Genomic DNA, 20873 nt, shown 5'->3' on the forward strand with positions numbered 1-20873 from the left:
CCTCCCTACCGATGGAAAAAACAACATCAAACGGTTTAAGCTATTCTAATAAAGGAGTTGTCCAAACCACGACGAAGCTTACTGGCACGAAGAAGAAAAGCCAGAATACCCAACGCCAAGAGAACATATAAAGCCGCCGGCGAAAGAAAAAATTCGTAAGCGCCGACAACCAACTGGCCGAATGGCAAGCCAGAAACTGAAAAATAATCACCGCGCACTAAAAGCCAAGCCTCACGTACCGCCAATGGCACCATAGACAAAACCACGGCCAAAAAATAACCCGTCCAGCGCTGACGCCGGTTAATCATGCCGATTTTGGCCATAACTTGTCTGGTAAAATCAGCTGGAGGTTCTATCAGATATTTAGGCCGGCTTAAATCCTGAACCCTCAACCTAATAAGATCGTCTATTTGTTTGTCGTTATGTTTCATAATTTAATACCAAATCTTTTAGAGTATCGTTTGTCTGAATGGCCTCGAACAAAATTTTTCTTGCTCTATGAAGACGACTTTTTAACGTGTTCTGATTGATGTGCAATAATTCGCCAATTTCTTTATAAGAAAAACCCTCATAGTAAAGAAGTTTGATAATCGCCCTGTCTTCCTTAATTAGCTGTTCAATGCAATGTTCAAGTTCTTTGGAAGTCTCAAGATTGGCCACACGTTCTTGATAATCAACCGCCGTGGCTTCGGCAACATTTTCAAGAATGGCACTGTCCAACGCAAACGGCTTGTTTTTATTTTTCCTGAAAAAATCTATGACCGTATTGCGCGCTATGCTATAAAGCCAGCTTTTTAGTTTATCAGGCTCTTTGAGCGTATCAAATTTCTTGTACGCCTTTATGAAAGTTTCTTGGGCCAGATCTTCCGCCTCATAACGATTACCCACGAATCTATAGTGAAAATTGACCAAATCCCGCTGGTACTGGTTTACAATATCCTCAAATTGTTTCACTTTGTTTGTCTCCATTAATAAACCGATACTACCAAAATATTAACAGGATTACCAGTTAAGACGCTAAAAAAACACGACTAGTTGCGGTCATATGTTAGAGGGCACTAGCCCTCTTTTATTTTAATTAAATCACAAAATTTACAAGACGATCGGGTATATATATAAACTTCCTGATTTCCTTAAGTCCGATGTGCTTTTTAATTTTTTCTGAAGCCAGCGCAGTTTCTCTGACAACGGCCTCGCCCAACCCAACAGGCACTTCAATTATATCACGCGTCCTGCCGTTAACTTGCACCACTAGTTTGATTACGTCTTCAACAATTAATTTTGGATCATATTCCGGCCATTTTTCCAAGTGGATTGACTTTTTATTTTTCAAAACATCCGTCCATAATTCTTCTGCAAAGTGTGGAGCAAAAGGAGCAAATAATATAATAAAGGTTTTAATACTGTCTTTGCTTATTTCAACATCCGAAGGCAAACCTTCTAATGAATTAGCTGTCTTCATTAACTCACTGACTCCGATATTAAAACGCAGATTTTCAATATCCTTTCCTATTTTTTTAATTGCCGAACTAATAATTTTAGCCGCCACTTGATCGTGTGTTTTAGAAACAAATCTTCTTGTATTTACGAAATTCCACACTCTATTCAAAAATCTGTATACACCCACGATTCCGCCGAAATTCCACGGCCCGCCTTGCTCATAAGGGCCCATAAAAGCCAGATACATTCTTACGGCATCGGATCCATATTTTTTTACCAGATCATCGGGGTCAACGACATTTCCGCGCGATTTAGACATCTTCTGGTTGTCTGCGCCCAATATAACCCCGTGATTTCTACGCACAGTAAACGGCTCACCGAACTCCAACAAACCAAGATCACACATCGCCTTGGTAAAAAATCTGGAATACAGAAGATGCATCGTATTGTGCTCCGTGCCACCGACATAAATATCGACAGGCAGCCATTGTTTCATTTTGATCGGATCAGCAAATGTTTTTTTGTTTTTGGGGTCAGTGTAACGCAAAAAATACCATGACGAATCCACAAAAGTATCCATGGTATCGGTTTCCCGTTCGGCCTCACCGCCGCAATTTGGACATTTAACATTGAGCCAGTCTGTTGCTTTGGTTAATGGCGAATGACCGTCTGCGCTTGGTTTATAATCCTCCAATTTTGGCAGTTTGACCGGCAAATCTTTTTCGGGCACGGGTCTGTAGCCACACCTGCCGCAATTTATCATGGGAATCGGCGTTCCCCAGTAACGCTGACGCGATAAAACCCAATCATGAAGTTTGTAGTTGTTTTTAAATTCAGCCAAACCTTTTTCTTTGAGTTTTTCCACTATTTCCTCTCGCGCGTCAGCCGAGGTAAAACCGGTAAACGTATCTGACTCAACCAAGGTGCCTTCGCCAACAAAAGCAGCTTTCTTAAAATCCCACTCCATATTCGGTCTTACTACGATCTTAACGGGCAAATCAAACCTTTTGGCAAATTCAAAGTCTCGGTCGTCGTGAGCCGGCACAGCCATCACCGCTCCGGTGCCATACCAACCGATTACGTAATCAGAAACCCAAATCGGCACCCTTTCGTTGTTTATCGGATTAACAGCGTGGGCACCGGTAAAAACACCGGTTTTTCCCTTTTCCAGGCTAGTGCGTTCCAGTTCAGATTTTTTCTTTGTTTCCTCTAAATACTTACTGACAGAATCAAGATACTGGTCCTTGGTAAGTTTGGTAACCAACGGATGTTCAGGTGCAAGCACCACATAAGTTGCCCCATACAAAGTATCGGCCCTGGTTGTAAAAACTTTTATTGTCTCCGTTGAATTGGGCAATAAGAAACGGACTTCGGCCCCGCGCGAACGGCCAATCCAGTTACGCTGAGCGGTTTTGGTAACCTCGGGCCAATCCGCCTTTTCAAGGTCGTCAATTAATCTGTCGGCATAGTCAGTAATTTTATACATCCACTGGAACATTTCTTTTCGTATAACTTCCGTACCGCAACGATCACAACAGCCATCAACCACCTGTTCATTTGCCAAAACAGTCTTATCATTAGGACACCAATTAACCAGGGTCTTCGCCCGATAAGCCAAACCCTTTTTATAAAACTGCAAAAAAATCCATTGAGTCCATTTGTAATAATCCGTATCAATAGTTGATATTGTCCGCGACCAATCAAAAGACGCCCCCATGCTCTTGAGCTGTTTGGTCATGTAAGAGATATTCTTTTTAGTCCAGTCCTCTGGCTGAAGGTTATTTTTTATGGCTGCATTTTCAGCTGGCAAGCCGAAAGCGTCAAAACCGATTGGATACATGACATTCTTGCCTTTCATGCGCCAATATCGGGCAGCGATATCGGGCACTGAAAACGCATACCAATGGCCAACGTGGAGATTGCCGGAAGGGTACGGAAACTCCGTCAAAAAATAAAGATTCCCTTTGGATTTCACTGTATCTGACGCAGTAAAAAGTTTCTTGGTATCCCAGTATCTTTGCCATTTTTTTTCAATAAGTTGTGGATTATATTTTTTCATAATTTTCTTAATTTAAGGAGGTTCATAAGTCAACATTTTATTATTTTTACTCGCATGATACCCTGCAAGTAGAACCTATACAATAAAACAAGCGGAGAAAACATGGATAGTGATGAATCAACCGACTTGATAAATTGGGCTCATGTTAAACATATTAGTGAAATAAGCCGCGAGGATCAAGAAAAAGCATTTGAAATCCGCGATAAAATAAACCTCATATTAGAAACGTGTCTCCTGTTGCCAGCAGAAGAAACCAAACTACAAATAAAACAAGTGGCTAACCTAAGAAAGGAAATAGAAAAATTAGGATTTTTCATAAATATTGAATATGCAGAAGATGACTACAAACGTTTAATAGCAACAATCCGCCTTTATACTCTCAAATGTAAAACCGAAATTGTTAACTAACTAGATAAAAAATAATCTTCTGATATTCTCGCTGGTCTGTGTTTCAATATTTTCTAGCTTATCGCCCCTCAATTGGGCGATTTTTTTAGCAACTTCGATTATGTATGCCGGCTCGTTGCGCTGGCCACGATATGGTTCCGGGGTCAGATACGGCGCATCAGTTTCCAACAATATCATATCTGGCGATGCGTACTTTACCACCCCATCATACTGTTTAGCGAACGTAACTATACCGTTGAAACCAAGACACAAGCCCAAATTCAAAAACTGTTTCGCATCATCCAGACTACCCGTATAGGAATGCACCACTCCCCCATTTTTGGCATAACCATTCCTTAGAATATCGATCATCTGCGGATATGCTCTGCCCGTACTGCCAGCTTTGGAATCACGGCAGTGCAAAATAATCGGCTTTTTTAATTTATCGGCAAGTTCTAACTGCTTTATAAATCTTTCTTTTTGCAACTTTTGATCTTCAGGATTTTCGGTTCTGTAATAATCCAGCCCGATCTCGCCCATCGCTACAACCTTGGACATTTTTAATAACTCTTCATACGCTTTTTCGTCAAAACTTTCATTTAAATTATCATTCGGGTGCAAACCAACTGTCGCCCAAATACCGTCATATTCTGCCGCCAGTTCAATTCCTTTTCGTGATGTTTCAAGATCCGTCCCAACGCAAATCATTTGGATTCCAGCATCCAACGCGCGCTTGATAACTTCCTTTCGGTCTTGGTCGTATTGAGAAAACTGCGGATGGCAATGTGAATCTGTTATCGTCATTTTAACCTTGGAAACAACGGCTCTGTTTTTGTTACAATAAACTTCTGCCCCGCCAATTTATCGACTTGCGATGTCGAAAGATTAAACCCAAAGGCATTGCCTATTTTTTGTGAAGTTTCAGGTAAAAACGGCTCTGAAAGTTTTGCTCCATTTATTATGACAGCAACAAGGCTCGTAATGGTTTTGAGAAAATGCTCCGGATGATCGGCTAAATCCGCCCACGGCTTTTTCTCGTCAATATAGGCATTGGCAAAAGTAAAAAGATCCCAAATACGCGTTAATGCTTCGTGCAATTTAAATTCTTCTATCGCTTTATGGTAATCTTTTCTTGTTTTTTCAATCTTCGCTCCGACTTCTTTGTCAAAAAATTTATCATCAAAATTCAACTCGCCTTCAAGTTTTGTTTCAATCAATTTGGCCACGCGACTAATGAGATTGCCAAGATTATTCGCCAAATCACCATTGTATCTGTCCTCAAGTTTTTTATATGAAAAATCGCCGTCTTCTGTTGTCGGTATCTCTCGAAGCAGATAATAGCGCACCGGATCAATACCATATTTGCTAATGGCATCTTTGGGCGAGACCACATTTCCAAGAGATTTACTTATTTTTTCACCGTCAATTGAAACATAGCCATGGATATATATCGACTTGGGCAATGACAAGCCGGCAGACAAAAGCATGGCTGGCCAGTAAATCGCGTGAAAACGTAAAATTCCCTTACCTATAACGTGAGTATCGGCCGGCCACCATTTTTTAAAATTCTCCTCATCTCGGCCATACCCAACTGCCGTAATGTAGTTGGCTAGTGCGTCAAACCACACATATTGAACTTGTGTAGTATCGTCCGGTACCGGTATGCCCCAGCTGATTTTTTCAATCGGTCTGGAAACGCTGAAATCTTCCGCGTCGTTAAGCAAGTTTAGTATTTCGTGGCCCCGGTTTTCTGGCACAATTTTTAATTCGCCGGATTTGATTAACTCGCTGATTTTTTTCTTGTACTTGGTCAGTTTGAAAAAATAGTTTTTTTCTTTCACTTTTTCCGGCCTGCTGTGATGTTCGGGGCACTCTCCGTCAATTAGGTCTTTTTTATTTACAAATGCCTCACAACCAACACAATAAAGACCCTCATACTCTTTGGCATAAATATCTTCGGCGCAAGCACGCCAAAGTTTTTGCGCTCCCGGCCAATGCCGCGTCCTGTCGCTCGTCCTGATAAAATCATCATATGAGATGTTGAGGATTTCTTTGAGCTTAGCAAATTCGGCGGAATTGCGGTCAACATATTTCTGGAAGCTGATTCCTTCCATTTGAGCACTGCGATATACCTTAAGGCCGTGCTCATCCACGCCAGTCAAAAACCATACATCATTACCCAGCGCACGATGATAACGAGCCAATACGTCAGCTTGAACTATTTCCAAACCAAAACCCACGTGGGGATTCCCATTTGGGTATGGAATCGCGGTCGTTACGTAAAATTTATTCATGTGAGTAAGATAAAAACAGCCTTTGGCTGTTTTTATCTTACTCTAAAATTTAAGAAAAATCTACCTTACCACTATCTAACCACTACCGCTTTGCGGCTTTCTTTGTGTTTGGCCATGTCGTCGAAAATTTCAACTATAATCACGGCTACCGGCACTGCCAATAAAATACCCAGAATACCGGCGATCTTGCCACCGACAAGAAGGGCGATGATTACCGTGACTGGGTTAAGTCCCAGCGTTTTTCCAAGTATGAGTGGCGCAAAAATATGGCTCTCTACTTGTTGAACCGCAACATAAAAAACCACAACCCAAACACCCAGGGTCGGCGATTGGGTAAAAGCAAAAATAACGCCCGGTATGGCTGAAATAACCGGACCGACAACTGGAACAATTTCTAAAATCATAGCTAAAACCCCCAATAATAAAGCGTACCTTACATTCAATAATGAGAGGCCGACAAAAACTATCAAGCCAACCGAGAGCGCCATCAAAAGTTGTCCCTGCAACCAGCGTCCCACCTTATATTCTGCTCTCTTCCAAAGACTCACAACATAATCCTCGTATTTTTCAGGCAAAACAGAACTGATAAAGCCTATTATGCCACGGCGCATCACTGACAAATAAAAGGATATAATAATTATCGCGACAAACGACAAAATACCTCCGAAAATATTGACTATCAAATTAATCGCCGACTGGGAATAAACTTGTAAAAACTGTGCGAAGCTGTCCAGCAAATTCTGGATTTCGCTAAAAAAATCAAAGTAGCGGCTTGAGGAAGTTTGTTGGGCTTTTTCAAGAGCACCGGAAAGACTGGAAACAAATTTGGGAAGAGCTTGCGTCAATTGGCCTAGTTCTGACGCTAAAAATGGGACCACCAGCGACAAAAGGAAAACTACCAGCCCAAAAAATGCCAGGTACAAAAACAACACTCCCAGAAGACGAGGAATTTTTTTCTCTTCAAGCCAGTTTGCGAAAGGGCCGACGGCTGATGCGATAATTATGGCCAAAAACAAAATAATAATCACGTCTCTGACAAGATATAGAAAAACCAAACCCAGGAGGATGAATACCACCTTGAAAATTGCTGATGTATGGATGTCGATGGTTTGATGGTCTGGCATTTTGTTATTCTACCACGAATTCAAAATTTCTTTAATCTCTTTGTTTTCCCCCTTAAGCGGCCCGATTATTGCAAGATTAAGTTTTTCCGGCTTGAAAACATCGCGGGCCACCTCCAAAATATCCTCGCGTGTTATCGCGGTTATCTTGGCAAGACGCTGTTCAGGTGTTTCAATTTTATGTTCCAGCAGTTCCTGCTCACCGTAAAATGAGGCCATATCATCTGACTGCTCCAATCCTATGACAAACGAACCAAGAATCTGATCTTTTACTCTTTTTAATTCTTTTTCATTGACTAATTCTTCAACAAGTTTTTTATGCTCAGCAAGAATTACTTTTAAACCTTCGTTTAGGTTGGCGTTATTTAATCCTGCATAGGTAACCAGATTGCCGGTTTCATTATAGGCTGTCACGCCAGTTCTAACCCTATAGGCCAAACCGCGTTTTTCCCTGATTTCCACAAAAAGACGGGAACTCATTCCCCCGCCAAGTATTATAGCTAATATTTCCAAGGCTTCATATTTAGGATGAAAACGGCTATATGAACGAAAGCCGACGTTAATGTGTGTCTGGTCTGTTTTTTTATATTCAATTATAAGCCGGGGCTGTTTTTGGTCATCGTCCGTTACCGGCGGTTCAGTTCGTTGGCCATTGCGAATGTTGTCAAAATATTTGTTAATTTTTTCCTTAATTTCACCGCTAACAATATTTCCGGCAACAGCAATAACAGTATTGTTGTCAAAATAGTGGCTTTTGAAATAGTCCAGAAGATCTTGATGGCGCATCTTGTCTATATTTTCTTTTGTACCGCCTATATCCCATCCCAACGGCTGATCGCCATACATAAGAGTCTCGAAGATCTCAGCAACTCGGCGAGGCGGATGATCCATATACATATTTATTTCTTCTTTGATCGGACCTCTCTCTTTATCCATTTCGTGAGTATCAAATTTGGAATTTTGGAAAATATCAGAAATTACATCTAAAGCAATATCAACTTTTTCTGCGGCACATTTCACATAATAGCCGGTATATTCTTTTGAAGTAAAAGCGTTGTATTCAGCGCCGAGCGAGTCTAGCTCTTGCGATATATCCAGAGAACCAGGACGCTTAGTGGTACCTTTGAACATCATGTGCTCCAAGAAATGCGATATGCCGTTTATCTCTTTGGCCTCATAGCGGGAACCGGTGGCCACCATTACCAAAACCGTTACGCTTTTTGTATGCTCCATTGGCACGGTTATCAGCCGTAATCCGTTAGAGTAGGTGTGGAGATCGTAGTGATTGTTAGATTTTGACCGCATTGGACTTGATAATAACATGATTTAAGCCCAAAGACAAACCACGCTTTAAAGCGTGGTTTGTCTTTGGGCTTCGGAACACTATGAATTTAATTTGCCTAACAAATGTTCGCTTAGGTTTGCAATCTCTATTCTTTCCTGCTCCATAGTATCGCGGTCACGGACGGTAACTTTTTTGTCATTGATTGAATCAAAATCGTAAGTTACACAAAACGGGGTGCCGATTTCATCTTGGCGACGATAACGCTTGCCGATGGATGCCGTCTCGTCATACTGGCACATAAAGTGCTTCTGAAGATCACGGTAAATTTGGTAGGATGGCTTGGTTAATTCTTCTTTACGAGACAGCGGCAACACGGCAACTTTTATCGGCGCAAGAACCCTTGGCAAACGCAAAACAACCTCTTTCTCGTGTACTGCCTCCTCATCGCCTGATCTTGCTTCAACTTCTTCATAACTATTCACCAATACGGCCAACATTAATCTTTCCAAACCACAAGTTGGCTCTACAACATAAGGTAAAAATTCATCTTCTGTTTCAGGGTCTCGGTATTTCAAGTTCTGACCCGATAACTTCTCGTGATTTTTCAAGTCAAAATCAGTTCTTGAGGCAAGACCCGTCAGCTCGCCCCAACCGAAAGGAAATTCGTATTCCAAATCCGCCGTGCCCTTTGAGTAATGGGCCAATTTTTCTTTTGGATGCACATATCTTCTTATTTTGTTCTTATCCAACATTAGATTGTCAGTTAAAAACTTTTCGAGAAGTTCATCCCAATTTTTATAATGCTCGTCCTCAGTCCCGGGCTTAACAAAATATTCCAGTTCGGCAATGGTAAATTCTTTAGTGCGAAAAATAAAATTGCCCGTCGTAATCTCGTTGCGGAATGCCTTGCCAATCTGAGCAATGCCGAATGGTAGTCGTTTGCGAGTAGTTTCAAGTATTGTTTTAAAATCCGTAAACATTGTCTGCGCCAATTCCCCCCTTAAATAGGCCAGGTGCTGTTGATCTTCCACCGGACCGATATAAGTTTTGAAAAGCAGATTAAAGTTTTTGGGTTCTGTCCACTCGGCTTTGCCTTTGTGCAATTCGGCATGCTCTTTTAACTCCTCTTCTTTGTCCTGACGAAATCTTTCATGGCAAATTTTGCACTCCACCAACGGATCAGTAAAACTTTGCAAGTGCCCCGATGCTTCCCAGACCTTGGGATTCATGATAACCGGCCCGCGCAAACCAACAATGTCATCTCGCTCCTGCACGAATGTCTTCCACCACAAACTGGCGATATTATTAAATAACTCATTACCAAGATGCCCAAGGTCCCAACTATTTGCTAAACCGCCGTAAATCTCGCTCCCGGGAAAAACAAAACCACGCCGCTTGCAAAGCGACACTACTTTTTCTAGCAAATTTTCGTTTTCTTTTTTCATTATTTAGGGCTGGACCGCTCCGCTTTGATTCGTATCGCTCATGTTGTTCGTGCTTACGTCAATTATTGTACGGGTTATTTTTTCTTTAGTAAACGTATCCACACCGTCCAATCTCACGTTCTTCAAAAGTGCCACCAATTCTCCAACCTGGTTAGTTGACGGAGTAATTGATATTTGGAAATAAGATTCAAATTTCGGAAAACTAACCCCGGTTCCCGCAGGCAAGGTACCCAAATCCCAAACGACAGCGTTCAATCGCGTGTCATAAATCGGCTCAATGCCAGTTCCGCTGACTTTACTCACATTTTCCCAATTAACCCCGGGAGCCAGGGTCGCCGTAACTTTGGCTTGTGATAAGTCGTTGGATGGATTGACCAAATTCCAATTAACAGTAAGACTCGTTTTCTGATTGACTTTGGGCGGAAAAGGGCCGCTTGAACCGGAAGTTGGATTACTTACTAAAAGTTTTTGGTCAAATGTCGGCGCCGTAGATATGCGGGTTACCAACTCACCACCAGCGGTCAGTTTATCAAGATCAAGACCAGATGGCACGTTTGGCGTTTCCAGACGAGCAGTCACCTTAACAAAAGAGTCGCTCGCACCAAAACTGCCCGAAAAACTTTTTCTCAGATAAACCTCAAACTCAACTGACCCATCTCGATTCCTTGGTAAAAGGTTAAGCGTTGACACAGTTGAAGCGTTCCAGAATATAGTATTTTGCCGGCTATCAAAAAATCCGTCAGACTTTACGGTGACAAAATCATACATGTCGCCGTCCAAGCGCACTGACAAACTTAATCCTGTTATATCCGCATCATTATTATTCCGGAAAAGTATTTTGTATTTTAAAACATCACCCAAATGGGCTACATAGTCAGCAGAGTCATTAATCTTAAGCTCAAGAGAAAGAGGCGGGGTAGAAATAACCGAAGAGGCTTGGGATTTTTCAAAATCAACATAGACATCACCGCTCGGCGTGGTTATTTTTTTCTGGAGAGTAACCGATACGGTTTTGGTTTCTTTCTCGTTACCGCTAAGTATTCCTTGAATGGTAATTCTTGAACTGTCGCCCTGTTTTAGCTTGGGTATATCCCATATCGCTTGACCCCGCACGTTTAACGATGAACTAGGTGAAAATTTATTAGGTAAGAAACCTTCTGGATATTTAAATATGAAACGTAGGTTTTCAAGATCTTGGCTAGACTGGTTACGATAATCTATAAGATAACTTGTGCTCTGGCCGCTTATAACCGTAGGAGTCGCAACAAATGTAATAGGCACAGCCAGGGTTGTTATGGTAGTTGCAAGAGACGCCTCTTTTTGAAACGTTGAACTTAATTTACCAGCTCTATAAGTAAGTACCGCCTTGAGCGTCTTAATATTTCCGCTATCACCCACAATATATGCCGTTAATTCTTTCTCTCCAGCTTCATTACTATTAACAGTGCCTAAGTCAAAATTTTCTGTTGTCAGATTTATGATGTTACCATCCCTGACAACTATAGAGTCTGTCGGATAAAAAATATTAAGTTTTACGTCTGAAAGAGAAACTGCGCTGCTATTTTTGTAAGTTAATTTATATGTTACCAACTCACCACCAGTTACTTCTTTCGAACCATCAACCTTCAATTCAACGCCACTTTCACGAAATGACCCACGCCCCCAAAAGAAAAAAATAACGGCAATCAACAAAAGTATTACTAAACCATAAATAATATGCTTTGTTTTTAAGAAGTTAAAAATTGGCCACCTTGATAGCTGTTCAATAATAGAAGGATTTTGCAATGGTTCAACTTTGAATTCCATAACTCTAAAAACTTATTTTATTCTAGCACTTTTCTTGCAAATTGTGATGACTTGAATTGTGCATTAGCCACGTACTCAATAGGCACACTCGGATCGTAACCTAGAGTTTTTAGAATTTCCTGGCGAGTTTCAGCAATTAATTTGGGCCAGTCGATCGCCAATAATGATTGCCCGTTATAAATCTCTAATCGCGTCAACAAAAAATCCCACAACTTGGGATCAGACTCGCCCTCAAAAACCAGTTTATCAAAACATTCAAGTAAAAAAAACGCCGCGGCCATAGCTGAAAGCGATGATTTTAAATGTGGAAACGCCTTAAGACAGTATGCACTGGTTATAATAGGATGACTATTTTTATGTACCAGTGAAAAATCAACCAAATTAAGTATATCAAGATGGCCGGCCTGTTTGGATGTGGGCTGTAATATACCTTTGGCTTGATAAATCTGTTTACCCGAGTCTTTGATATAACAAATCACCAGCGCATCATATTCCCGAATCGGAATTTTTTTTAGAATTATTGCTTGAGTTCTCATCCCAAAAGTTCTTTTACTATTTTGCTCACCGCACCGCCATCTGCTTTACCTTTGAGTTTTGCCATAACCGCTCCGATTACTTTGCCCATATCCTTGATCCCAGCGGCACCAAGTTCAGAAATAGTTTTTTGTACTTCAGCGCGAATTCCGTCCTCGCTAAGCTGTTCCGGCAGATATGTCAGCAAAATATCTAATTCTGACTTTTCTTTTTGTGCCAGATCATCACGGCCGCCAGTCTTAAATTGCTCCATCGCCTCTTTTCGTTTCTTCACCTCACTCCCAATTACTCCAATAATTTCCTCGTCCATCAGCTGGCTCTGTTTCTCAAGCTCACCAGCATCACTGATTGTTTTACTTAATTGCTGGCGTTTCATCAATTCCTTATTTTTAACCGCAGTCATCAACATACCCAAAACCAACCGTTTGAGCTGGTCCTTTTCCTTTAGTGCCATATTTAAGTCGTTTTGTAGTTGTTGTTTTATCATAAAATCCTTATTTTAAGCCATTTTTTAGCATTTTCCAGTAAAATACTTGACAAACACACACCGAATTTGCTATACTTAAGTGACAGGCTGGTGATCCGGGCACAGCGGTTTTATGCAGCACCCACAGACATTTTTGATTGTGGTCTACCGGACCCAGCCTTGTTCTTTCTTCACCTTCGTAAAAAGGGGTGAAATTCCTCGGCCTCTGGAATCTTCCAGTATTCAGGGGCGGCAAGCTTGGCTAGGCCAAGACTTACTTTATTCGCATTGGACCGAAAAACTGGACGGTCCCGCCAATACTCCTTTATGGCGCAAGGGAGACGTGCTCGGCAAGCTATCACGATAGGCCGAGCTTTTTATTTTTCAAAACTACTCAAAAAATTACAACTGCGGGAGCCGATACCAATCGGCGATTTTTATTACTCCACACAAGATGTAGGTGAGACGAGCGACTATAGTGAGTTACCGGATTTTCGTCATTCGTCTGCCGACTAACAAATTGCCGAGTTGAGCGTACCTGCCTGCCGGCAGGCAGGTATTGTTCCGTTTGAAATATGCGGGTTGCGAAGCAGGAATGGATAACCGCATATTTCCAGGAACAATAGCTCAACGAGAATAATTTGTAGGAAGACATGACGTTGAAAGAAAATCAGGTAACGAACTATAGTCCGAGCTTCTGTTTTAATTTTTTCTTTTCGTCTTCAAATACCTCTTCTTCATACTGCCCGAATCGTTCCATTCTTTTCCTTAGCCCACGTAATTCCTCGCGCATAATCGCACGGTTTTTTTCAACGCGCTCATTTGGCTTCTTGGTAAAGTATCTGGCAGATTTAGCTCGAACCAAAAGCCGGCTCTGCTGAACCAACCGACTAAAGCGCCTCATCAGTGAACCTACGCTTTCATTTGGTTTTCGTTTAACTTCCATAAAATCCTCCTTCCTTGCCTCGCCATAGCCACAAGGACGAGGGCGGGTCAAAATTATTTTGTGTCACTTACGATTTTAGCTCCCAACTTCTTCCCTCCCAATAAATGTACGTGCAAATGCGGAACTAGCTGTCCGCCGTGCTCCCCATGATTTATTATCAGACGAAATCCCTTTTCTTCCAACCCTAATTTTTTTGCAACCTGACTTGCAGCCATCATTAATTCTCCAAGTAATTTGGCATCATTTTCAGTAACTGAACAAATATCAGCCAAGTGCTTCCTGGGAATAATCAAAACGTGAACCGGTGCCTGCGGGTGTATATCATTAATCGCAATCCAACCGTTGTCCTCTGCCACAATATCAGACGGCAATTCTTTATTTAAAATTTTACAGAAAACATCTTGAATCATTCTTTTTTGAGGCGTTGTTTTACAGCCACCAGTATTTTTTCCTGCGAAATAGTCTCCTGCACTCCGGAATCCATTTCCCGCAATATAACCGTTCCATCCAACGCCTCTTTCTGGCCGATTATTAGTGTATATTTTATTCCAAGACGATTTGCAATTCTTAATTGCGACTTGATGCTGTCCCTACCAAACGAAGCTCTGGTCGCAACACCGTGCTTACGAAATTCTTCAAAAAGAAGCAAACCCTTTCTTTTGGCTAACTCGCCCAATTGAGTAACAAAAACTCTGGCTTGCGGGTGATGTTCTGGTGCCTCAATGCCGGCTTCTTTAAGTTTCAATATAACGCGTTCAATACCCATACCCCAACCAGATGCTGGAGTCTTGGGCCCGCCAAGCATACTTACTAGTTTGTCGTACCGTCCTCCACTGCATAATGCCCACATTAACTGGCTATCACCTTCTTTTTCCTCTGGCCAAATTTCAAAAACAGTTCGCGTATAATAATCTAGTCCCCTGACTAAACGCGGCTCAAGCAAGTACGGAATCTTGGTTTCATCTAAAAATTCCAGCACATTCTTAAAATGCAGCTTGCAGTCTTCATCAAGAAAATCAACCATCTGAGGCGCATCCTTGCCTAAGTCTCTACAATTCTGCTCCTCACAATCCAACAAACGCAAAATATTTGTTTTCAATCTTTTCTTGCATTTATTGCAAACTTTTTTGCCGCGGTTACGATAAAAGTCCTTCAACGCTTTCAAATATTGCGGCCGGCAACTGGAATCACCTATACTGTTCACTTTAACAATTAGGTTTTTAAGACCAAGGCTTTCCAGCAATTTATATCCAATAAAAATTAGAGACGCATCGGTAGCTGCATTATCGTCGCCGAATGACTCAACGCCCAATTGGTGAAATTGGCGAAATCTGCCAGCTTGCGGATTGTCATGCCTGAAAAATTGGCCTGCATACCAAAGCTGAACCGGATGAGGCATAACGGACATTCCATGTTCAATATATGCCCTGGCAACCGCCGCGGTACCTTCTGGTCTTAATGATAATTCATCTCCGCCTTTGGTTTTAAAATTATACATTTCTTTCTCTATTATATCGCTCGCCTCACCGACAGAACGAGTAAAAAGCTGAGTCGACTCAACTATTGGAGTATCAATTTTTTCAAAACCATAATCAGACAGAATAGCTGATGCTTTTTTTAACACAAAATACCAATACGGCTGATCTGCCGGTAATATATCATTCATGCCCTTAACAGATTGTATTGATAGTTTAGCCATAGTCTAAATAGTCTAATATGTTGCCGTAGGCACACCTCCGAACTCATTAACAGGCCAAGCCCTAAAAAAAACTCTGCCGGTAATTAAAGCTCTGTTTAGCGGGCCCCAGCGGCGTGAATCAGAACTGCGCAGACGGTTATCTCCAAGCACAAAGTATTCGTTGGGATCTAGTTTCATTCTCATATCGCCCATTGTGTGTTGTCCGGCTGATAAATATTTTTCTTCCAAAATGAAACCGTCTGGATGTTGTTTATTGTAAATAATAACATCGTCGTTTTTAATCTCCACGGTTTCTTCTGGCAAGCCGATAATTCTTTTTATAAAAAACTGGGTTTTATCTTCCGGAAAACGGAAAACTACGACTTCGCCCCTTGTTGGATCACGAAAACGATAGCTTATCTCATCTATTAATATGTAATTGCCGTCCTCAAAGGTTGTCTCCATGGACGCACCTTTAACGAAAAATGGTTGGACAAGAAAATAACGGACCGGGACTATGATCGCAAGTGATATAACTACGATCTTGACAGTCTCCCAGATAAAAGTAAGCCCCGCACCTTTTGGGGACTCCGCTTCGCGCTGGCCCTTTGGGCTTGTCCCTAAAAGGTGCGGGGCAAGCGCCTCCTGGCGCGCCTGCGATTTAGGTTCCTGGCTGGATTGGGGTCCAAATTCTTCCGTCATTTTAGTGATCATAGCAGAAAATTTGGGTTTTGCAAACTAAGTCAATTTGGTTATACTTAGTTATAATATGAAACTAATCATTGGCTTGGGCAACCCGGGCGAAGAATATAAGAATACCCGTCATAATGTCGGGTTTGCGGTAGTAGAGGAAATTTTGAAACAAAGTGGGCCCTCCTACGCTAAAGCTTCAGAGGGTGAAAACTTTCAGTTTTCAAAAAAGTTTAATGCCGAAATCTCCAAGACGAGATTTAGCGGCAAACCGATTGTGCTGGCCAAACCGCATACATTTGTAAATAAATCGGGTGAAGCTGTTCGCAAGCTAAAATTATTTTATAAAATGAAGCCGGAAAATATTGTGGTGATACATGACGACTTGGATATTGAGTTTGGCAATTTTAAAATGTCATTTGCCAAGGATTCCGGAGGCCATCGTGGCATACAATCAATTATTGATCATCTTAAAACCAATAAGTTTTGGCGACTACGAATTGGTACCTCAAACCGCAAACTGACTACCGCTCGGCATCAACGAACGCTCAAAGCCAAAAAAGAATCCGTTGGTAATTTTGTTTTGTCCAAATTTACTCCAACCGAACAAGCAGAACTTAAAAAAGTAATCAAACAAGCGCTAGCAAGACTAGCGGAATCCTTGCCTTAGACTAAAAAATAACGGCTCACCCAGGTGAGCCGTTATTTTTTAGTCGTTGTTGCCCAATCACAAAGAAGCTAGTCCGTCGGTTTTTAGGAGGGGTAAACCGATGTTTCACCGCCTTGCGACGGGACAACAAAAACCAAACGTGTAAAAACTATCTCTGGGTATAGCAAGCTACCAATAGACCGTCAAGCATTATCAGAAATTTGCAAAATTTAAGTTTTGCGCCTAATATCTGCGAAATGACCGAGGTAAATCTAAAATTTCTTAACGCAATTAACATTCTGGCAACCGCCAAAAGCGGTGCACTGCAAGCAATCCATGATGCTTTTGGCGATGATTGGGAGCGGGCATGGCGCGCCAATCTTACTAAACACATACCGCGAGATAGAGATATTGAAGGCAGATTGATTGCCGCGGATTACGCCAAATTACAAAAGAAAATTAATCCCGACAAAGAATGGACGCAACTTATAAAAGAGGGCATCAACCTGATGACAATTTTAGATGAAGATTACCCCGAGCCACTGCGCCATATCCCCGACCCTCCTTTCCTATTATATGTAAGGGGTTCGCGGGAAGTACTGAGCAATAATTGCTTCGCCATCGTGGGCACACGGGCATTGTCAGAATACGGCAAGCGAAGCGCGCCGAATATCACTTTTGACATAGCCAAAGCCGGTTTTACAATTGTAAGCGGCTTGGCGATGGGCATTGATACGCTGGCCCATAAAGCCGCACTCGATACCGGCGCAAAAACCATCGCCGTACTCGGTACCGGTATTGATGGTGAGACTATTTTCCCCGCGCCTAATCTTGGACTTGCTCGCAAAATTATAGAAAAAGGTGGAGCAGTGATAAGCGAATATGCGTTTGGAACACATGGGACAAAATTCTCTTTTCCCCAGCGCAACCGGATTATAAGCGGGCTGTCACGAGGGGTATTGGTGGTTGAAGCAGACGAACAAAGCGGGGCAATGATTACGGCCAGGTTTGCCGCAGAGCAAGGACGCGATGTTTTCGCTATCCCCGGAAATATATTTGCCAAAACTTCCCAAGGCACGAATAATATAATAAAGAAGGGCGCGAAGATGGTAACTTGCGCCGAGGATATACTGGAAGAGTATGAAATTTATTTGAAAAAAATTGAGCGTAAAATAAAAGCAGACAACGAGACTGAAGAAAAAATACTTAGCGTATTGAGTAGCGAACCGACAACTACGGATGAGGTAATCCGACAAACCAGACTGGACGCTGGACATGTCAATGCGACATTGACAATGATGGAATTAAAAAAGAAAATTAAAAGCTCTGGTAAAGGATTTATTTTATTTCAATGAATTTAATAATAGTAGAATCCCCGACTAAAGCTAAAACAATTTCCAAGTTCCTCGGGAGCGAGTTTTTGGTGCGCTCATCTATGGGCCATGTACGCGACTTGCCCAAGTCAACAATGGGCATAGATGTAGAGCATGGGTTCAAACCCAAGTACACTGTGCCAGCCAAAGCCAAGCCTATTATCGCCGAGCTAAAGGAAACGGCAAGCAAATCAGACACCGTAATACTGGCAACCGACGCCGATCGTGAGGGTGAGGCAATTTCTTGGCATTTATTGGAGGCGCTCGGACTCCAGAAAAAAAATCCGCAACGGATCGTATTCCACGAAATCACCAAACCGGCAATAGAAAATGCGCTCAAAAACCCCAGGGAAATTGACTACAATCTTGTGGACGCCCAACAAGCCAGACGCATACTTGATCGCCTAGTTGGTTATGAGCTTTCGCCGTTTCTGTGGAAAAAAATACGCTACGGATTGTCGGCAGGAAGAGTACAAAGCGTAGCTTTGCGACTGGTTGTAGAGCGTGAACGTGAAATAGAAAAGTTTATCAAGCAGGAGTATTGGACTATTGAAGTAGATCTCTCAAAAAATAACCAGGAAAAAGTATTTAGAGCACGTCTTATAAAAATTGGGGAAAAATCCCTTGATAAATTAGATATACCAAACCAGTTGGAAGCAGAGAAAGTGGCAACCAGTCTTGAAAACGCAAAATATAAAGTTTTAGATATCAATCGCAAAGAAGTCGTCCGTAATCCCGCTCCCCCGTTTATCACATCTACACTTCAACAAGAAGCCTCGCGCAAACTAGGAATGTCAGCAAAACAAACCATGATGATCGCTCAGCAACTATATGAGACCGGCTATATAACTTACATGAGGACCGACAGTGTTAATCTTGCAGATTTAGCGCTCCATCAAGCACAAGAGGTTATAAAAGAAAGTTTCGGAAATGAATACGCATTGAGCCAACCGCGACACTATACGACCAAATCCAAAGGTGCCCAAGAAGCCCATGAAGCAATCCGGCCGACTGACTTAGCTCAAAAAACAGAAATCCTCAAAAACTCGTTGGATTCAAGGCAATTGAAACTATACGACCTTATCTGGAAACGAACGATAGCCAGCCAGATGCAGTCGGCTGTTTTTGACCAAACCGCAGTGGACATAGTTACCAGTTACCAGTTACCAGTTACCAGTTACACATTTCGTGCCAACGGCCAAGTCGTAAAATTTGACGGATTTATCAGGGCATACACAGAGGGACGCGACGAAAAAGACGAGGACGAAGCGGAGGGCATTCTGCCGGAACTGGAATCAAACGAAACGTTAAACTTTGTTGAACTCTTTAAACTCCAACACTTTACCGAACCTCCGCCCCGGTACACAGACGCGACTCTGATCAAAATCCTCGAAGCTCACGGAATCGGCAGACCGTCTACATATGCGCCAACCCTAGCTACCATACAGGAACGTGATTATGTTGAAAAAATTGATCGTCGCTATTTCAAGCCGACGGAAGTTGGTTTTTTGGTAAACGATATGCTTGTGGAAAATTTTCCGGAAATAGTTGATATTAATTTTACCTCTCATATTGAAGAGGAATTTGACGATATTGCCGAAGGTAAGATTAAGTGGGTACCGGTAATTGAAGAGTTTTATATACCCTTCAAAAAAAATCTTGACGAAAAAACTGCGAGCGTAGAAAAGTTAGTTGAAACCTCCAGTACGCCATGTCCGCATTGCGGTAAAATGATGATCATAAAATTCGGCCGCACCGGTAAATTTTTAGCTTGTCCGGAACCGGGTAGCAAAATTACACAACCCTTGCCGGAAGAAGCGGCAAAGATTAAAGAACTTACAGAAAAAACAAAAGATGAAAGATGCCCTATTTGCGGTAAACAGATGGAGGTCAAACGCGGCAGATTCGGCTACTTCCTCGGTTGCACTGATTATCCAAAATGCAAAGGCATTAAAAAAATATTCAACAAAACCGGATTCAAGTGCCCAAATTGTCGAGCACTGCGAGATGGTGAGCAAAGTCGAACCACGGAAGTTGGAGATTTGGTTGAACGAAAATCACATGGTCGGGGCAGGATTTTTTACGGTTGCAGCCGATTCCCTGAATGTAATTTTTTAGTTGGTAAAAAACCGGAAAATGAAGAAGAATTGAAAGTCGCCTTTGAAGAATGGAAAACCAACCCGCCTAAGACTAAAGATAAGAAACCATTGAAAAAATCAGAAAAATAAGTTAAAATAGGAAAAATGGAGGGGACGCATATCGGCTCGTGCAGAGGTTTGCTAAACCTCGACCCCGTAAGGGGTCAGGTGGGTTCGACTCCCACTCCCTCCGCAGTATTGGACTGCTCGCGTATAAATGTGCGAGTTGTTCTTTATTTGCGCTATTTTTGTGAGGTTCTACCCGGCTATGTATTCGCTTTAATTCCTTTGACGCATCTTCAAGATACAAAAGCGGTTTTTCTATGGTAATACTTATCTTTTTATCTTTTAGGAGGAGGTCCGACCCTAAATTAGCCAAGATGTTTTTTCTTGTTTCTATCCCGCCATTTTCAAAAGCATCTTTTGCCGTTGTGGCAAATTGAAACATCTCATCGGCTTTCTTTAGCCATTTGCCTATCCGGTCGCTTGTATCTTTCAGCAGTTCTTCTAGGCGGATTCTTTCTTTGTTGAGGTCGCCCTTCATTTCTTTGTATTCTTTGTC

General features: G+C 42.0%; 19 protein-coding genes and 1 tRNA gene. 5 read left to right on the forward strand and 15 right to left on the reverse strand.

Annotation, left to right across the window (positions count from 1 at the left end):
- Positions 1–35: 35 nt before the first annotated feature.
- From HYT61_02720 to HYT61_02730, 3 genes are all read right to left on the reverse strand, one after another.
- On the reverse strand, positions 36–431 hold the full coding sequence (locus HYT61_02720; protein ID MBI2063128.1) for a hypothetical protein: 396 nt from the start codon (positions 429–431) through the stop codon (positions 36–38).
- Positions 421–969 (reverse strand): RNA polymerase sigma factor, encoded by a 549-nt coding sequence (locus tag HYT61_02725; GenBank protein MBI2063129.1) that lies wholly within the window; start codon positions 967–969, stop codon positions 421–423. Before HYT61_02725 ends, HYT61_02720 begins: the two co-directional genes overlap by 11 nt.
- Positions 970–1078: 109 nt before the next feature.
- Positions 1079–3499, reverse strand: coding sequence for a leucine--tRNA ligase (locus HYT61_02730; protein ID MBI2063130.1), 2421 nt, complete (start codon positions 3497–3499; stop codon positions 1079–1081).
- A 102-nt stretch (positions 3500–3601) separates the two neighbouring features.
- Between HYT61_02730 and HYT61_02735 the strand changes: the two genes are divergently transcribed.
- Positions 3602–3907 carry a hypothetical protein gene (locus HYT61_02735; GenBank protein ID MBI2063131.1) on the forward strand — a complete coding sequence of 102 codons (306 nt, stop codon included), beginning with the start codon at positions 3602–3604 and terminating at the stop codon, positions 3905–3907.
- On the opposite strand, the gene HYT61_02740 is transcribed toward HYT61_02735, so the two are convergent.
- The 12 genes from HYT61_02740 to lepB all read right to left on the reverse strand — a co-directional run bounded on the left by HYT61_02740 (position 3908) and on the right by lepB (position 16163).
- Complete coding sequence (locus HYT61_02740) at positions 3908–4690, reverse strand: TatD family hydrolase (GenBank protein MBI2063132.1); 783 nt, start codon at positions 4688–4690, stop codon at positions 3908–3910.
- Positions 4687–6180 (reverse strand): methionine--tRNA ligase, encoded by a 1494-nt coding sequence (locus HYT61_02745; protein MBI2063133.1) that lies wholly within the window; start codon positions 6178–6180, stop codon positions 4687–4689. Before HYT61_02745 ends, HYT61_02740 begins: the two co-directional genes overlap by 4 nt.
- 71 nt (positions 6181–6251) lie before the next feature.
- A complete protein-coding gene (locus HYT61_02750; protein ID MBI2063134.1) occupies positions 6252–7304 on the reverse strand; it encodes an AI-2E family transporter in 1053 nt (350 codons plus the stop codon).
- Between the two features lie 9 nt (positions 7305–7313).
- Positions 7314–8606: an insulinase family protein gene (locus tag HYT61_02755; GenBank protein MBI2063135.1), complete on the reverse strand. Its 1293-nt coding sequence runs from the start codon at positions 8604–8606 to the stop codon at positions 7314–7316.
- Between the two features lie 78 nt (positions 8607–8684).
- On the reverse strand, positions 8685–10031 hold the full coding sequence (locus tag HYT61_02760) for a glycine--tRNA ligase (protein MBI2063136.1): 1347 nt from the start codon (positions 10029–10031) through the stop codon (positions 8685–8687).
- A gap of 3 nt (positions 10032–10034) precedes the next feature.
- Positions 10035–11837 (reverse strand): hypothetical protein, encoded by a 1803-nt coding sequence (locus HYT61_02765; protein MBI2063137.1) that lies wholly within the window; start codon positions 11835–11837, stop codon positions 10035–10037.
- A gap of 17 nt (positions 11838–11854) precedes the next feature.
- Positions 11855–12373 (reverse strand): DNA repair protein RecO, encoded by a 519-nt coding sequence (gene recO, locus HYT61_02770; protein MBI2063138.1) that lies wholly within the window; start codon positions 12371–12373, stop codon positions 11855–11857.
- Positions 12370–12855, reverse strand: coding sequence for a GatB/YqeY domain-containing protein (locus HYT61_02775; GenBank protein ID MBI2063139.1), 486 nt, complete (start codon positions 12853–12855; stop codon positions 12370–12372). Before HYT61_02775 ends, recO begins: the two co-directional genes overlap by 4 nt.
- A gap of 664 nt (positions 12856–13519) precedes the next feature.
- Positions 13520–13783, reverse strand: coding sequence for a 30S ribosomal protein S21 (locus HYT61_02780; GenBank protein MBI2063140.1), 264 nt, complete (start codon positions 13781–13783; stop codon positions 13520–13522).
- 53 nt (positions 13784–13836) lie between these two features.
- Positions 13837–14193 (reverse strand): histidine triad nucleotide-binding protein, encoded by a 357-nt coding sequence (locus tag HYT61_02785; protein MBI2063141.1) that lies wholly within the window; start codon positions 14191–14193, stop codon positions 13837–13839.
- A complete protein-coding gene (locus tag HYT61_02790) occupies positions 14190–15482 on the reverse strand; it encodes a histidine--tRNA ligase (protein ID MBI2063142.1) in 1293 nt (430 codons plus the stop codon). The genes HYT61_02785 and HYT61_02790 overlap by 4 nt, the downstream gene beginning before the upstream one ends.
- Positions 15483–15494: 12 nt before the next feature.
- The gene (gene lepB / locus HYT61_02795; protein ID MBI2063143.1) at positions 15495–16163 is read right to left on the reverse strand and encodes a signal peptidase I; all 669 of its coding nucleotides are present in this window, start codon (positions 16161–16163) and stop codon (positions 15495–15497) included.
- Between the two features lie 67 nt (positions 16164–16230).
- Between lepB and HYT61_02800 the strand changes: the two genes are divergently transcribed.
- From HYT61_02800 to HYT61_02815, 4 genes are all read left to right on the forward strand, one after another.
- Positions 16231–16821 (forward strand): aminoacyl-tRNA hydrolase, encoded by a 591-nt coding sequence (locus HYT61_02800; GenBank protein MBI2063144.1) that lies wholly within the window; start codon positions 16231–16233, stop codon positions 16819–16821.
- 236 nt (positions 16822–17057) lie between these two features.
- Positions 17058–18155 carry a DNA-protecting protein DprA gene (dprA, locus tag HYT61_02805; GenBank protein MBI2063145.1) on the forward strand — a complete coding sequence of 366 codons (1098 nt, stop codon included), beginning with the start codon at positions 17058–17060 and terminating at the stop codon, positions 18153–18155.
- Complete coding sequence (gene topA, locus HYT61_02810) at positions 18146–20401, forward strand: type I DNA topoisomerase (GenBank protein ID MBI2063146.1); 2256 nt, start codon at positions 18146–18148, stop codon at positions 20399–20401. Before dprA ends, topA begins: the two co-directional genes overlap by 10 nt.
- A gap of 17 nt (positions 20402–20418) precedes the next feature.
- Positions 20419–20504: transfer RNA gene (locus HYT61_02815), tRNA-Ser, on the forward strand.
- Positions 20505–20873: the final 369 nt, after the last annotated feature.

This window comes from Candidatus Yanofskybacteria bacterium (genome assembly GCA_016181175.1).
Lineage (GTDB): Bacteria > Patescibacteriota > Minisyncoccia > 2-02-FULL-40-12 > IGHO2-01-FULL-4-A > 2-01-FULL-44-17.